The following is a 14,144-nucleotide window of genomic DNA, read 5'->3' on the forward strand; positions in this document are numbered from 1 at the left end:
GCTATAATGAATAGAGTAGAAATCAAATTTTAAAAGAGGATTTATAATGACAAAATTGTATGGAAGTTTGGAAGCTGGCGGCACTAAGTTTGTCTGTGCTGTAGGCGATGAACGGTTTGAAGTTGTTGAAAAGACACAGTTTCCAACGACCACGCCTATCGAAACGCTAGACAAGACGATTGAGTTCTTTTCTCGTTTCGACAATCTAGCTGGTCTAGCTGTAGGCTCTTTTGGGCCTATTGATATTGACCCTAATTCAAAGACTTACGGCTTTATCACAACTACTCCTAAGCAGCACTGGGCTAATGTGGATATTGTCGGAGCTTTGCGCCGTGCTCTCAATGTGCCTATTTACTTCACAACGGATGTTAATAGCTCAGCTTATGGTGAAGTAGTAGCCCGCAACAATGCTGGCGGCCGTATTGAAAATCTGGTCTATTATACGATTGGAACAGGAATCGGTGCTGGCGCTATCCAGCGAGGCGAATTTGTAGGGGGGACAGGACACCCAGAGATGGGGCATTATTATGTGGCTAAGCACCCTATGGATGTGGAAAAAGAGTTCAATGGCGTTTGTCCTTTCCACAATGGCTGCTTGGAAGGATTGGCGGCTGGACCAAGCTTAGAGGCGCGGACCGGAGTTCGTGGGGAAAATATTAAACTCAATAGTTCTGTCTGGGATATTCAAGCTTACTATATCGCTCAGGCGGCTATTCAGGCGACAGTGACTTTCCGTCCAGATGTCATCGTCTTTGGTGGCGGTGTTATGGCTCAGCAGCACATGCTGGATCGAGTTCGTGAGAAATTCACAGTTCTCCTGAATGGCTATTTGCCAGTTCCCGATGTTCGTGACTATATCGTGACACCAGCTGTGGCTGGAAATGGCTCCGCAACGCTGGGCAACTTTGTACTGGCTAAAGAAGTTAGTGAGCGCCACGCAAAATAAGTTTATAGGGTCTGATTTATCAGGCCCTTCTCTATGAGGAAAAGTAATGGAAAAAGCAATTGTCAAAGATATTTTCTTCCTACAGCAGCCATCAGAGCAGGCTAGCAGAGAAGACCTTTATCTGGCTCAAGACTTGCAGGATACGCTGCAGGCAAATCAAGAAAACTGTATAGGACTCGCAGCCAATATGATTGGCGTCCGTAAGCGAGTCATTATCTTTCTATATGGTTTGGTGCCGGTAGTCATGTTTAATCCGGTGCTGCGCTCTAAGTCAGGCCCTTATCAGACAGAAGAGAGCTGCCTGTCCTTGGTTGGAAGCCGTCCTACCCAACGTTATCAGGAAATCACAATTGATTATCTGGATAAACATTGGCAGCAGCAGACCATGACCTTGAAAGGCCTGCCTGCCCAAATCTGCCAGCATGAATTGGATCATTTGGAAGGGATTATCATTTAGAAAAATTTGACAAAATTGCAAAAAATGTCTAAAATTAGAGATAATTAGCAGAATAATATTGAAGGAGGCAAGATGTAAATGAAAACAAAAACTTTAGCACTGATAAGCGGTCTGGTTGGTTTGATTGGAGGGACTATTTTGCTGCTCTCGAATATCTTTTTTGTTCCTTTTTCAGCCCTACTAGGTGATTCTGGCCTGAATTTACTGGGAGCGGTGATTAAATTGGCAGCTCTGGGCTTGGGAATTACTTCCTTGGCTTATTACAAAGGTCAAATGCGTTTCAGTGTCGCAGCGGGCGTCCTCCTTATCGTCGGAAGCAGCAACATCGCGCCCATTCCATTTATAGGCTGGATTGCAGGCATTCTCCTTATCATTGGAGGGGCTCTATTCCTCGCTTCTTCTTCAAAATTTTAATGCGGGACCAATCAATTTTTAGGCTGTTTGTCAGTTTGAAAGGAAGGGTGAAGAAATTTTCTTCGCTTTTTTTCTTGTTGAAAAAATAGTTCTCATGGAAACTTTTTTCTTGACTTTCTTTTTTCTTGTGTTAAAATAGTTCTCACGAAAACTATTTTTACAAAGGATACAGGTATGGATAAGCCTTTACTGGAATTGAAGCGTTTTGGACGAAAGATTCATCTCATAGCGGAAAAGCTTGCCAAGGAGCAAGGGATTGAGTCCATGGCTGGGCCTCAGGGGCAGGTCTTGCATATTGTCGCCTGTCGTATGGAAGAGGGGAAGGATACCCTTATCAAGGATATTGAGCAGGAGTTGGATATTTCCAAATCGGTGGCCTCTAACTTAATGAAAAGGATGGAGAAGAATGGCTTTATCCAGCTGGAAATGGGCAAGACAGACAAGCGGGCTAAATATATCCGTCTCACTCCGCAGTCGCAGGAAAGAATGAAAAAAATCCGTGACTTTTTTGATGAAATGAACCTTTCTATTTTGAATGGTGTTTCTGAGCAGGAACTGCTGATTTTTTCTCAAGTCATGGCCAAGTTTTATCAGAATATCGAAAGTTTAGAAAATGGAGGGAAAGATGTTTAAGTTATTTAAACGGCTGACGGTAAGGGAAGTGAGCATGATTGTTCTCAGTGTGCTCTTCACCTTCCTAACGGTATATCTGGAATTAGAAGTTCCAACCTATATTTCGACGATTACAGAGTTGCTGCAAACACCAGGGACTGGTTTGGCAGATTTGTGGGAGCCAGGCCTGAAAATGATCGGCCTGTCTTTTGCTAGCTTGCTGTCAGCTATTGTGGTTGGCTTTTTTGCCGCTCGTATAGCAGCCAGCTTTACCCAGAGCTTGCGGAGCGATATTTTCAACCGTGTGCTAGACTATTCGCAGACGGAGATTAAGAAATTTTCAATCCCTAGTCTGCTGACTCGGACGACAAATGATATTACCCAGGTACAGACCTTAATTACCATGGGGCTTCAGGTGGTGACCAGGGGACCGATTATGGCGATTTGGGCCATGACCAAGATTATTGGCAAGTCCGAGAACTGGCTGATAGCAGTTCTTATTGCTGTTATAGTCAATATCCTGCTGACAGTAGTTTTGGTGACATTGGCCTTTCCCAAACAGTCAGTTGCGCAACGCTTGGTCGATAAGCTAAACAGTGTCACTAGAGAGAGTCTGACTGGGATTCGCGTGGTCCGGGCTTACAATGCTGAGGACTATCAGGATGAGAAATTTGCGGCAGCCAATGATGAAGTAACCAGACTCAATCTTTTCATCGGTCGTCTGATGGCCATGATGAATCCAGTTATGATGGGGATTTCCAGCGGATTGACATTGGCTATTTACTGGATTGGTGCTTATTTGATCCAGGAGGCTGGACTGCAGGAGCGTCTCCCACTCTTCAGTGATATGGTCGTCTTTATGTCCTATGCTATGCAGATTGTGATTGGATTCTTGCTCATGGGTGCTCTCTTCATTGTCCTGCCTCGGACCATTGTATCGGCTGGCCGGATTAATGAAGTGCTGGACCTGCATTCTTCTATCACCAGTCCGGAACATCCTAAGGTAGCATCGGATAGCAAGGGAGAGGTGGTCTTTCGAGAAGTGTCCTTCCGCTATTCCAAGAATTCAGAAGCGGTCATTGAGCATGTTAGCTTTACAGCGCAGACTGGTGATACCGTGGCCTTTATCGGTTCAACCGGTTCAGGGAAATCCACGCTAGTCAATCTCATTCCTCGTTTCTATGATGTGACTGAAGGAGAGATTCTGGTAGATGGTGTCAACGTTCAGGATTATCAGCTGGAAGACCTGCATAATAAGGTCGGCTACATCCCGCAAAAGGCGGTGCTTTTCTCTGGCGATATTGAGAGCAATCTGGACTTCGGTCAAAGCAAAGAAAGCCCGCTGGATGAGCAGAAAATGTGGGAGGCTCTTGACCTAGCACAGGCTAAGCCCTTTGTCCAAGAGAAGGAAAAGGGGCTGAAAGCAGAAGTGGCTCAAAGCGGGACCAACTTCTCTGGTGGCCAGCGTCAGCGTTTGGCCATTGCCAGAGCCTTGGCTCGTAAGCCAGAAATCCTCATCTTTGACGACTCTTTCTCAGCGCTAGACTATAAGACAGACCGCATTTTGCGCAAGGAACTGGCTGAGCGGACGCAGGATATGACCAAGCTGATTGTGGCACAGCGGATTTCTACTATCATGGATGCGGATCAAATCTTGGTCTTGGATGCTGGTAAGGTGGTCGGTCAAGGGACCCACAGAGAGCTCTTGGCCAGCAACGAAGTCTATCAAGAAATTGCCTACTCACAACTATCCAAGGAGGAATTAGAAAATGGAAAATAAGAAGCCTTCATTATTTAGCCAGATACGGCCTTATCTCAAAGGCTTCCAGCTTCCTCTTGCTTTGGCATTTGTGGGAGCTGTCTTGTCAAACATTATCACGGTCTATGGGCCAAATAAATTAAAAGAAATTACCAATCTCATCTCTGAAGGTTTGGCTACCAATATTGATTTAAAAGCTGTGTCTGAGATTGCCCTTCTGCTGACCGTGCTCTATGCAGTTGGAGCCCTGCTCAACTACGGTCAGTCCTTTATTATCAGTACGGTTATCCAGTATTTCTCTAAGCGGCTGCGGACGGCCATTGCAGAGAAGATTAACAAGCTGCCGCTGGGCTATTTCGATGGTCATTCTCAGGGGGATACTCTGTCGCGCGTGACCAATGACGTAGATACGGTTGGGCAATCCCTCAACCAGAGTCTAGGGAATGTTATCTCTGCCAGCCTGCTCTTGGTGGCTGTGGTTTTGACCATGTTCTTCATGAACTGGATCTTGGCCTTGGTAACCATCTTGGCTACTGTAGTCGGCTTTGTATTTGTCGGTCTCATCATGGGCAAATCTCAGGGCTATTTCACCGCCCAGCAAAACGATCTGGCTGCGGTAAACGGTTATGTGGAGGAGATGTACTCCGGTCATAATGTTGTTAGCAGCTATAATGCCATTGAGCAGTCTAAGGAGCGCTTTGCAGTTCTCAATCACAATCTCTATAACAGTATTTGGAAATCGCAATTTATCTCTAGCATGATGATGCCGCTCATGTTCTTTACGGGGAATTTTGCTTATGTGCTGGTTATTTTGGTCGGTGCTGCTCTGGCAATTAATAGCTCTATTAGTATCGGAATTATCGTCGCCTTTATGGTTTATGTGCGGACCTTCTCTCAGCCCCTGTCACAGATTGCCCAAGGTATCGCCGTCTTACAGCAGGCTGGTGCTGCACTGGTTCGTGTCTTTGAATTTCTAGCTGAGCCTGATATGGAGGACGACCAGTATAAAGAGCAGCAGCTTACTGCTGTCAAGGGAGATGTTGCCTTTGAAGAGGTCTTCTTTGGCTACAAGCCGGACCAGACCATTATTCATGATTTCTCAGCTCAGGTCAAAGCTGGACAGAAGATTGCCATTGTCGGTCCGACGGGTGCTGGTAAGACGACTATCGTTAATCTCCTTATGAAGTTCTATGAAATTGACAATGGACGGATCAGCATTGATGGTATAGATATTAAGGATATGAAACGCTCCGAGGTTCACGATGCCTTTTCAATGGTCTTACAGGATACCTGGCTCTTTGAGGGAACTATCCGAGAGAACTTGATTTATAATCAGGAGCATGTGACAGATGAAGCAATTGTTGCTGCGGCGAAGGCGGTCGGTGTTCATCACTTTATCATGACTCTGCCGCAGGGCTATGATACAGTGCTGGATGATAGGGTTAACTTGTCGGTCGGTCAGAAGCAGCTGTTGACAATCGCTCGTGCTCTGCTGAAAGATGCACCGCTCTTGATCTTGGATGAGGCAACTTCATCAGTTGATACGCGGACGGAGGAGCTGATTCAAAAAGCTATGGACAAACTCATGGAAGGCCGGACTTCCTTTGTCATTGCCCACCGCCTGTCTACTATCCGTAATGCGGATCTTATCTTGGTCATGCGCGATGGAAATATCATCGAGCAGGGTAACCACGATGAACTCATGACTCAGCAAGGCTTCTATGCGGACCTCTATAATAGTCAGTTTGTAGAGGAAGATGCAGGTTGATGCTCATATAAAACATCAGGAATGTTCCTTTTCCTGATGTTTTTTTAAATTTAACAGAATTTTAAAAAATGCTCAGTTTTCAGTAAGGGCGCTCTATAATCTTGACTTTTTTTCACAGATGCTCTATCAAAAACTTGACAGTTCTTACGCTTTATATTAAAATAAATTTAATATAAGAACTGAAAGCGAACACAACGGGGTGTTTGCTCTACATATAAGTGAGCAACGGTGCTACAAAAAAATAAAAATTCCTTATTTTTTTTGTAGTACTTTTTTTTATCAGCAAATCTGGAGTAAAGTAATGAAGCAATTTATGCTGGCTGGTGTTTCCAGCGGTGTCGGAAAGACCACAGTTACCCTAGGGATTTTGAAAGCTCTGGCAGACAGAGGTTATCAGGTCCAGCCTTATAAGGTAGGACCTGATTATATTGATACAGCTTATCATAGTCGGATTACCAAGCGACCGTCACGGAATGTGGACAGCTTTATGATACCGGACGATCAGAGTCTGGCTTGGTCCTACTACAAATGGCATGGAGACGCAGATGTGGCAGTAGTTGAAGGGGTCATGGGCCTCTTTGATGGTCTGGGAACGGACAAGGACTGTGCGTCCTCTGCTTCTGTTGCTAAAAAGTTAGGTATTCCAGTTGTTCTCATCATCGATGGGAAGGCGACATCTACCTCGGCAGCTGCTATGGTCCATGGCTTTGCGACTTTTGATCCGGATTTGGATATTGCTGGGGTCATTATCAATCGGGTGGCTTCTCAGAACCACTATGAACTCATCAAAGGTGCCATTGAGCGTTATACGGATGTGGAAGTGCTGGGCTATCTGCCTAAAAATGCAACAGCAGAGCTGCCATCGCGTCATCTGGGTCTAATCCCTGACGTAGAAATGGATGATTTGGACCGTCGATTTGAGGAATTGGGAGCGGCAGCAGCCAAGCATATAAATCTAGGCAGGCTGCTGGAGAAGGCAGAACTGCCCGATAAGCAGATGACAAATCCTTTTCATATCCACAATGATCAGCCCTTGACTCTGGCTTATGCTTTGGATGATGCTTTCCACTTTTACTACGAAGATAATCTAGACTTTTTAAGAGAGCTCAATGTCCAGCTAGTGCCTTTCAGCCCTCTGAAAGATAAGGAACTCCCAGCTGCAGACGCTTATTACTTTGGCGGCGGTTTTCCGGAAGTCTACGCTCAGGAGCTGATGGCAAATGCGACTTTCCGGGCTTCAGCCCTGAAGGCTCATGAGCAGGGACGGCCAATCTATGCAGAATGCGGCGGACTCATGTATCTGGGAGAACTGCTGGAAGTAGAGGGTCAGGTCTATGAAATGGTCGGTATTTTCAAGGGCAAGAGCCTGATGACCCCCGGCCTGAAAAGCTTTGGCTACTGTCAAGCAGAAACGCAGATAGACGGGCTTTTTGGTCCTAAAGCTACAGCAGTCAGGGGACATGAGTTTCACCACTCGGTCTTTGAGACGGAGGAAGATACTGTCCTCAAGCTGGAGAAGGTCAGAGACGGTCAGGTCGTGGCTGCCTGGACGGGCGGTTATCAAAAGGGTCGGACCTTTGCCAGCTACCTGCATGTTCATTTTTATCAGGACGAGCAGCTGCTGGCCAACTGGCTGAACTATATCAAAGAGGCGAAGTGATATGACACTCATTGCAATTTTTTTGGCTGTCTTACTGGACTGGCTGATTGGCGACCCCTATAGCTGGCCTCATCCAGTCAAGTGGATAGGTTCCTATATTTATCTATGTATGCGCCTGCAGGAGAAAAGGCAGTTTTCGCCCTATCTATTTGGTTTTTTTCTCTGGCTGACAACGGTTGCCTTGGCGCTGGGAGTTAGCTATGGACTGCTTTGGTTGGCTGGTCTGGTCCATCCTGTCCTCTACTGGACAGGATGGATTTACTTGGCCTATGCTAGTCTGGCGATTAAGAGTCTAGCTTTTGAGGCCCAGAAGGTTTACCGCACGCTCAAGTTTGGTACTTTGGAAGAAGCTAGAAAGCAAGTTGGCATGATTGTCGGACGCGAAACGTCTCAGCTGACGCCAGAGGAAATCAGTAAGGCGACCATTGAGACAGTAGCTGAAAATACCAGTGACGGGGTTATCGGACCCCTGCTCTGCCTCTTTCTGGGCGGACCTATTCTAGCTATGACCTATAAAGCCATCAATACCTTGGACTCTATGGTGGGCTATAAGACGGAGAAATATCGCAAAATCGGCTTGATATCTGCCAAGATGGATGACCTGGCCAATCTGATTCCTGCGCGTTTGACTTGGCTTTTCTTGATACTCAGCAGTCAGATTTTACTGCTGGATTTCAAGGGGGCTCTGCGGATTGGCTGGCGGGATCGCTATCAGCATGCCAGTCCCAATAGTGCTTTTTCGGAGGCAGTTGTGGCTGGGGCTTTGGGCATTCAGCTGGGTGGACCGCACGTCTATCACGGAGAGCTGATTGAGAAGCCAACTATTGGGCAGGCTTCCAGACCGGTTGAGGCAGATGATATTCAGACGGCTATCTCTTTGCTCTATACAAGCACCATGACAGGTTTAATCTTGTTCACTCTTTTTTATTTACTAATGCAAGCATATTTCTAGGAGTATACTATGACATATATCCAAAATCCTTCCTCTATTGAGGAAAAGAGCTTTCAAATTATTCAGTCTATGATTACTGAAAAAGATCCTGATTATGTCTTCCATTCGGAAATGGAAGAGTCCATTATCAAGAGGGCTATCCATACGACGGGAGATTTCGATTATCTCTATACTATGCGATTTGAGCATGACGTCCTTAAAAAAATAGAAGAGGTAATCAGAGCTAAGGGGACTATTCTCTTGGACTCTAATATCTCTCTCAATGGGATTAACAAGCGCGTGCTTGACCAGCTGGGTGTGAGCTACCGCTGTTTGATCAGCGATGAAGAAGTGGTTGCGCTGGCCAAGGAAAAGCAGATTACCAGAGCTATGGCGGCTGTTGAGATAGCAGCAAAGATTGAAGGTCCTAAAGTATTTGCCTTTGGTGGTGCTCCGACTGCCTTGTCTTATCTGATTGAGCTGGCTGAGCAGGGACTGGTAGAACCAGACGCTGTGATTGGGGTTCCGGTCGGCTTTATCAATGTTGAAGAATCTAAAGAAGAGCTGCTTCAGTCAGGGCTTCCTGCCCTTGTCAATGTCGGCAGAAAAGGTGGCAGTACGATTGTGGTAGCCATTATTAATGCCATTATCTACCAGCTGAGAGAAGTGGTGACGGATGACTATGTCCGCTACTCTACACCATCCAGTAAAGAAGGAGGAAAGAACTAGATGTCCTATCTAAAAGCAGCACATAAGATTGAAGAGGCTAGTTTTAGCAAGATTCAGGAAATTATTGACCAAGAGCATCCAGATATTCAGTTTTCAGATCCTTTCGAAGAGGCAGTGCTCAAGCGGGTTGTCTTTACCAGTGCAGACTTTGACTACCTCTACAATATCAAATTTTCCAATCAGGTTATTGAGAAAATCCTCTACGTCCTCCGAAACAAGGGTACGATTTTTACCGATACAACCATGGTCTTGGGTGGTTTTAATAAGAAATTGCTGGATGACCTAGGTGTTTCCTATCGCTGTCTGGTCAATGAGCCAGCAATCTTTAAGGAAGCTAAAGAAAAAGGGATTACTCGCTCCATGGCCGCTGTAGAATATTCAGCTAAAGTGGACGGTCCAAAGCTCTTTGTCTTCGGGAATGCTCCAACGTCTATCTTTAAGGTTTTGGATATGGTCGAAGAGAGGAGCTTGCAGCCAGATGCAGTTGTCGGAGTTCCAGTTGGCTTTGTCGGAGCAGCAGAATCCAAGCTCAAGCTGCATGAAAGTTCTGTGCCTTCTATCGCGGCACTGGGCCAAAAAGGCGGCAGTACTATTGCGGCGGCGGTCATCAATGCTATTCTCTACCAGCTCAAGCTCGGCACTACAGATTATGAGCGTTACAGTGTTTCAGATAAAAAGCAGGCTCCGGAGAAAGGAGAGGGCTGATGATGGATGAATACGCTTATGTCAATGGAAAGAAATTAAGAAAAGGTTTTACAACTGGTACTTGTGCGACGGCAGCGACTGTTGCAGCCTTGAGTATGATTCTAAATCAGGAAAGGGAAGAAAAGGTCACTGTTCATACGGCTTCAGGTGTGGAAGTGACCATGGATGTTCACAATCCTTCCTTCGGAACAGAAGAAGCGACAGCGGCCATTGAAAAAGATGGTGGAGATGATGCGGATGCAACGCACGGCCTCTTGATTTATTCGACCGTGACCCTTCTGCCAGATCAGACGGAAATCGAGATTGACGGCGGACAGGGCGTCGGACGTGTGACTGAGAAGGGGCTGGCCTGCGATGTCGGCATGGCAGCCATCAATCCGACTCCTAGACGAATGATTGAGCAGCATGTCCGTGAGATTATCGGACCCAACTGTGGAGCGAGGGTCATCATTTCCGTTCCCGGAGGAGAAGAAACGGCCAAGCTGACCTACAATTCTAGACTAGGCATTATCGGCGGTATTTCAATCTTAGGAACGACAGGGATAGTCAATCCCATGTCTGAAGAAAGCTGGAAGGCGGCTATCACGATCGAGCTGACTATGCTCTACAATCAAGGGCATCGCTCAGTCGTCTTGGTGCCAGGGAATTACGGTGAAGACTTTGCGACTAACAGCATCGGTATTCCAGCCGGGCGCATCGTTAATATGAGTAACTTTGTCGGTCACGTCCTCAAAGAAGTCCAGCGCATCGGCTTTACCAAGGTTTTGATGATTGGCCACATGGGCAAGTTTGTCAAAGTGGCGGCTGGGATTTTCTCTACTCACAGCAAGGACTCGGATGCTCGTATGGAAACGCTGGTGGCTAATCTAGCCCTGATGGGGGCGCCTATTGAGCTGCTGGAAAAGGTTGACAAGTGCTTGACGACCGAGGCAGCTGGGACAGCCATTAAAGAATTTTCTTATGAGGGTGTCTATCAGGTCTTGGCGGATAAGATCAAGGCTAGAAGTGAGCGCCTGCTCCGCTATCGTAAGCCAGAAGTCAGTATTGAAGTGGTCGTCTTTGGGACTGAGGAAGGCTATCTGGCATCAACTCAGCCTTTAGAGCAGATAAAGGAGGAATGGACATGATTTATGTTATCGGAATTGGTCCGGGAGATCCGAGCTATGGTCTTCTGGGACAGGAAGCCTATTTTGAAAAGGCTGACCGCATTTTGGGCAGTGAACGCCATCTGGAAATTTTACCGCCGGCTTATAAGGATAAGGGCTTGGTTCCTCCTAAAAAATTAGCTGCGCTGGCAGAATTGCTGGAGAGCTTTGGTGAGGATGAAGAAATTCTATATCTGGCCTCAGGTGACCCGCTGATTTACGGCTTGGGCAAATGGCTGTCAGAGAAGTTCAAGGGGCGCGTGGTCATCTCGCCGGGTATCAGCGCTATGCAGTATCTGGCCAGCAGAATTGCCCTGCCCATGAACGATGCTTATCTGACGAGCAGCCATGCTAAGGCACCTAACTTTGACTTGATTATGAGTCTGTCCAAAGTCTTTATGGTGACCGATCAGAAAGTTGGCCCCTACGAGATTGCTCAAGAGGCCGTTAAAAGAGGTTTAGATAAGGTGCTGGTCATCGGTGAGCAGCTGAGTTATGAAGACGAGCGTATTACCATTCTACCTGCGAGTGAGGTAGAAGACAGAGAATATGAAATGAATGTGGTGGTGGTGTTAGATGAGGGATTCGGAATTTATCAGGGCTAAAGTCCCTATGACTAAGGAAGAAGTCAGAGCCATCAGTTTGGATAAGTTGGAGCTGCATCGAGCTAAGCGCATGCTGGATGTCGGCTCTGGCACTGGCAGTGTCACAATTCAGGCAGCCCGAACCTATCCAGAACTGGAAGTAGTGGCAGTGGAGCGAAATGAAGATGCGGTGGCCTTGACGCAGGAGAATATCCAGCACTTTGGCTGCCACAATGTCCGTCTCCATCAAGGACTGGCTCCGATTGAGCTGGAAGGCAGCTTTGATGCCATTTTTGTCGGAGGGACCGGGGGCAATATGCAGGAGATTTTCGACTGGTGTGCCCAGCTCATGGAACCGGGCGGTCGGCTGGTCTTGAACTTTATCCTGCTGGAGAATGCTCTGGAAGCAGCTCAAATAGCGGAGCAGATGGACTGGGAGGATTTAGAGATTGTATCAGTTCAGGCTAGTCGCTGGACAGCTATAGGCAAGGGGCACTATTTCAAGCCTCAGAATCCGACCATTATCGTTTCCTGTAAGAAAAAAGAAAGAGAGGCTAATTGATGTCCAAAGTACATTTTGTTGGAGCAGGCCCAGGTGATGTTGAGCTGATTACGCTCAAAGGTTACAAGCAGCTATCTGAGGCAGATGTGGTCATTTACGCAGGCTCCTTGGTCAATCCAGACCTGCTCAACTACTGTAAAGAAGGAGCTGAGATTCACGACAGCTCTAGCATGCACTTGATGGAAATCATCGATGTCATGGAGGCTGGAGTCAAGGCTGGTAAAGATGTAGTCCGCCTGCAGACGGGTGATTTCTCCATCTATGGTTCCATTCGAGAGCAGATCGAAGAGATGAAGAAGCGTGACATAGAGTTTGACTGTACGCCGGGCGTCAGCTCTTTTCTGGGAGCTGCTTCCAGTATCGGGGCAGAGTATACTGTACCAGAGGTTTCTCAAAGCCTCATCATCACTCGGATGGCTGGCCGGACGCCTGTGCCAGATCGGGAAGCCCTGAAAAGCTATGCTCAGCACCGGACTTCTATGGCTATCTTCCTGTCCGTTCAAGGCATTGAAAAGGTCGTCAGTGAGCTGATCGAGGGTGGCTATCCTCCAGAAACGCCTGTGGCTGTCATTTACAAGGCTACTTGGCCGGATGAAAAGAAGGTCTTTGGCGATTTGACAAATATTGCTGAGAAGGTCAAGGAAGCTAAGATTAGAAAGACAGCTTTGATTTTGGTCGGTGACTTTTTAGGTCAGGAATTCTACTATTCCAAGCTCTACCATGCAGATTTTCAGCATGAGTTCAGACGGGGGAAGAGCAGCCATGCCAAGTAATTCTCAAGCCCGCTACGCAATCGCAACAGTGACAGCAGTCGGCAAGGACTTGGCTCTGACTCTGCGGGAGAAGCTGGGCAAGGAAATTCCTATCTATACGACGCCTCGCTTGGCAGATGACAGGGTCATTGCCATCGAAGGACGTGTGATTGAGGCGCTTGGTCAGCTCTTTCAGGAAGTGGATGTCCTCATTTGTATCATGGCTATCGGGGCAGTTGTGCGAGCTATTGCACCAGTCTTGAAAGACAAGGCGACTGACCCAGCAGTGGTAGTCATGGATGAGAAAGCGACCAATGTCATCAGCCTGCTGAGCGGACATCTAGGCGGAGCCAATCAAGTGACGCTAGACATCGCAGAATTGCTCGGTTCAAATCCTGTTATCACGACAGCGACAGATGTGCAGAATGTAACAGCTCTGGACAATCTGGCCCAATCAGTCAATGGCTGGCGGCCGGAATTGAGAGAGTTCATCAAGCCTTTCAACAGCTATCTAGGCAGTGGCCGAACAGTCTATTTCTATCAGGAAAAGGACTGGGTCACGGACTTTCGTGGCCTAACTCTTGTGAGTGAAGAAGAATTGGCGGCTGTTCTCAAGGGAACGGAACCGCTGATTCTGCTGACTGCAGAAAAAAAGGACATTCAAAGAGAAAATCTGGCTCTCATCTATCCTCAACCCTATATCTTAGGAGTTGGTGCTAGGAAGGATGTAACTCCTGCTGTCTTCCGAGAAGGCTTTGAGGAATTTTGTCAGCAGCAGGGAATTTCTGCCAGTGAGATTTCTAAAATCGTCAGCATTGATGTCAAGAAGGATGAAGCAGCTATTCTAGCCTTGGCTGAGGAATTGGGCTGTCCCTTTGAGACCTTTAGTAAGGAAGAGCTGTCTGTAGTAGCAGACCGCTATCCTCAGTCAGAATTTGTCAAAAAGACAGTCGGAGTCGGCAGTGTAGCCTTGGCCAGCGCAGATCTGGCCAGTCAGGGTCAAGTCCTGACAGAGCGCTTTGCCAAGAACGGCTGTACCTATGCGCTTGCAAAAGCAATGACCAAAAAGTAAATCAAAAAGAGCAGACGGTCTTATGAACCAACTGCCATTATAGAATTT

The 14,144-nt window shown here is 47.0% G+C and carries 15 protein-coding genes; all 15 read left to right on the forward strand.

Going from position 1 to position 14,144, the window contains the following annotated elements; all coding sequences use genetic code 11:
* The first annotated feature begins 46 nt into the window (after positions 1-46).
* Positions 47-946 (forward strand): fructokinase ScrK, encoded by a 900-nt coding sequence (gene scrK, locus HMPREF9389_RS06330; protein ID WP_002917665.1) that lies wholly within the window; start codon positions 47-49, stop codon positions 944-946.
* A gap of 46 nt (positions 947-992) precedes the next feature.
* A complete protein-coding gene (locus tag HMPREF9389_RS06325) occupies positions 993-1,403 on the forward strand; it encodes a peptide deformylase (protein WP_002925821.1) in 411 nt (136 codons plus the stop codon).
* 78 nt (positions 1,404-1,481) lie between these two features.
* Positions 1,482-1,817 (forward strand): hypothetical protein, encoded by a 336-nt coding sequence (locus tag HMPREF9389_RS06320; protein ID WP_002903845.1) that lies wholly within the window; start codon positions 1,482-1,484, stop codon positions 1,815-1,817.
* 174 nt (positions 1,818-1,991) lie between these two features.
* Positions 1,992-2,450, forward strand: coding sequence for a MarR family winged helix-turn-helix transcriptional regulator (locus HMPREF9389_RS06315; protein WP_002929314.1), 459 nt, complete (start codon positions 1,992-1,994; stop codon positions 2,448-2,450).
* On the forward strand, positions 2,443-4,209 hold the full coding sequence (locus tag HMPREF9389_RS06310; RefSeq protein WP_002929316.1) for an ABC transporter ATP-binding protein: 1,767 nt from the start codon (positions 2,443-2,445) through the stop codon (positions 4,207-4,209). The genes HMPREF9389_RS06315 and HMPREF9389_RS06310 overlap by 8 nt, the downstream gene beginning before the upstream one ends.
* The gene (locus tag HMPREF9389_RS06305) at positions 4,199-5,956 is read left to right on the forward strand and encodes an ABC transporter ATP-binding protein (RefSeq protein WP_002929317.1); all 1,758 of its coding nucleotides are present in this window, start codon (positions 4,199-4,201) and stop codon (positions 5,954-5,956) included. The genes HMPREF9389_RS06310 and HMPREF9389_RS06305 overlap by 11 nt, the downstream gene beginning before the upstream one ends.
* 301 nt (positions 5,957-6,257) lie before the next feature.
* Positions 6,258-7,616, forward strand: coding sequence for a cobyrinate a,c-diamide synthase (locus HMPREF9389_RS06300; protein ID WP_002929318.1), 1,359 nt, complete (start codon positions 6,258-6,260; stop codon positions 7,614-7,616).
* 1 nt (position 7,617) lies between these two features.
* Positions 7,618-8,568, forward strand: a complete 951-nt coding sequence (cbiB, locus tag HMPREF9389_RS06295) for an adenosylcobinamide-phosphate synthase CbiB (protein ID WP_002929319.1) — start codon at positions 7,618-7,620, stop codon at positions 8,566-8,568.
* 9 nt (positions 8,569-8,577) lie between these two features.
* Positions 8,578-9,276: a cobalt-precorrin-8 methylmutase gene (locus tag HMPREF9389_RS06290; protein WP_002929320.1), complete on the forward strand. Its 699-nt coding sequence runs from the start codon at positions 8,578-8,580 to the stop codon at positions 9,274-9,276.
* Positions 9,277-9,981 carry a cobalt-precorrin-8 methylmutase gene (locus HMPREF9389_RS06285; RefSeq protein ID WP_002929322.1) on the forward strand — a complete coding sequence of 235 codons (705 nt, stop codon included), beginning with the start codon at positions 9,277-9,279 and terminating at the stop codon, positions 9,979-9,981.
* Positions 9,981-11,108, forward strand: coding sequence for a cobalt-precorrin-5B (C(1))-methyltransferase CbiD (gene cbiD, locus HMPREF9389_RS06280; protein ID WP_002929323.1), 1,128 nt, complete (start codon positions 9,981-9,983; stop codon positions 11,106-11,108). Before HMPREF9389_RS06285 ends, cbiD begins: the two co-directional genes overlap by 1 nt.
* Positions 11,099-11,731 (forward strand): cobalt-precorrin-7 (C(5))-methyltransferase, encoded by a 633-nt coding sequence (locus tag HMPREF9389_RS06275; protein WP_002929324.1) that lies wholly within the window; start codon positions 11,099-11,101, stop codon positions 11,729-11,731. Before cbiD ends, HMPREF9389_RS06275 begins: the two co-directional genes overlap by 10 nt.
* Entirely contained in the window at positions 11,703-12,272 is a 570-nt protein-coding gene (locus HMPREF9389_RS06270; RefSeq protein WP_002896464.1) for a decarboxylating cobalt-precorrin-6B (C(15))-methyltransferase, read from the forward strand. The genes HMPREF9389_RS06275 and HMPREF9389_RS06270 overlap by 29 nt, the downstream gene beginning before the upstream one ends.
* Positions 12,272-13,045 (forward strand): cobalt-precorrin-4 methyltransferase, encoded by a 774-nt coding sequence (locus tag HMPREF9389_RS06265; protein WP_002929326.1) that lies wholly within the window; start codon positions 12,272-12,274, stop codon positions 13,043-13,045. Before HMPREF9389_RS06270 ends, HMPREF9389_RS06265 begins: the two co-directional genes overlap by 1 nt.
* Positions 13,035-14,096, forward strand: coding sequence for a cobalt-precorrin 5A hydrolase (cbiG, locus tag HMPREF9389_RS06260; protein ID WP_032906383.1), 1,062 nt, complete (start codon positions 13,035-13,037; stop codon positions 14,094-14,096). The genes HMPREF9389_RS06265 and cbiG overlap by 11 nt, the downstream gene beginning before the upstream one ends.
* Positions 14,097-14,144: the final 48 nt, after the last annotated feature.

It is taken from the genome of Streptococcus sanguinis SK355 (genome assembly GCF_000212855.1).
GTDB lineage: Bacteria > Bacillota > Bacilli > Lactobacillales > Streptococcaceae > Streptococcus > Streptococcus sanguinis_A.

Coding starts and splice junctions, on each gene's coding strand:
- HMPREF9389_RS06315 (WP_002929314.1), top strand. CDS start 1,992: ATGGATAAGCCTTTACTGGAATTGAAGCGTTTTGGACGAAAGATTCAT.
- HMPREF9389_RS06285 (WP_002929322.1), top strand. CDS start 9,277: ATGTCCTATCTAAAAGCAGCACATAAGATTGAAGAGGCTAGTTTTAGC.
- cbiB (WP_002929319.1), top strand. CDS start 7,618: ATGACACTCATTGCAATTTTTTTGGCTGTCTTACTGGACTGGCTGATT.
- cbiD (WP_002929323.1), top strand. CDS start 9,981: ATGATGGATGAATACGCTTATGTCAATGGAAAGAAATTAAGAAAAGGT.
- HMPREF9389_RS06305 (WP_002929317.1), top strand. CDS start 4,199: ATGGAAAATAAGAAGCCTTCATTATTTAGCCAGATACGGCCTTATCTC.
- HMPREF9389_RS06325 (WP_002925821.1), top strand. CDS start 993: ATGGAAAAAGCAATTGTCAAAGATATTTTCTTCCTACAGCAGCCATCA.
- scrK (WP_002917665.1), top strand. CDS start 47: ATGACAAAATTGTATGGAAGTTTGGAAGCTGGCGGCACTAAGTTTGTC.
- HMPREF9389_RS06265 (WP_002929326.1), top strand. CDS start 12,272: ATGTCCAAAGTACATTTTGTTGGAGCAGGCCCAGGTGATGTTGAGCTG.
- HMPREF9389_RS06270 (WP_002896464.1), top strand. CDS start 11,703: ATGAGGGATTCGGAATTTATCAGGGCTAAAGTCCCTATGACTAAGGAA.
- HMPREF9389_RS06310 (WP_002929316.1), top strand. CDS start 2,443: ATGTTTAAGTTATTTAAACGGCTGACGGTAAGGGAAGTGAGCATGATT.
- HMPREF9389_RS06300 (WP_002929318.1), top strand. CDS start 6,258: ATGAAGCAATTTATGCTGGCTGGTGTTTCCAGCGGTGTCGGAAAGACC.
- HMPREF9389_RS06290 (WP_002929320.1), top strand. CDS start 8,578: ATGACATATATCCAAAATCCTTCCTCTATTGAGGAAAAGAGCTTTCAA.
- HMPREF9389_RS06275 (WP_002929324.1), top strand. CDS start 11,099: ATGGACATGATTTATGTTATCGGAATTGGTCCGGGAGATCCGAGCTAT.
- cbiG (WP_032906383.1), top strand. CDS start 13,035: ATGCCAAGTAATTCTCAAGCCCGCTACGCAATCGCAACAGTGACAGCA.
- HMPREF9389_RS06320 (WP_002903845.1), top strand. CDS start 1,482: ATGAAAACAAAAACTTTAGCACTGATAAGCGGTCTGGTTGGTTTGATT.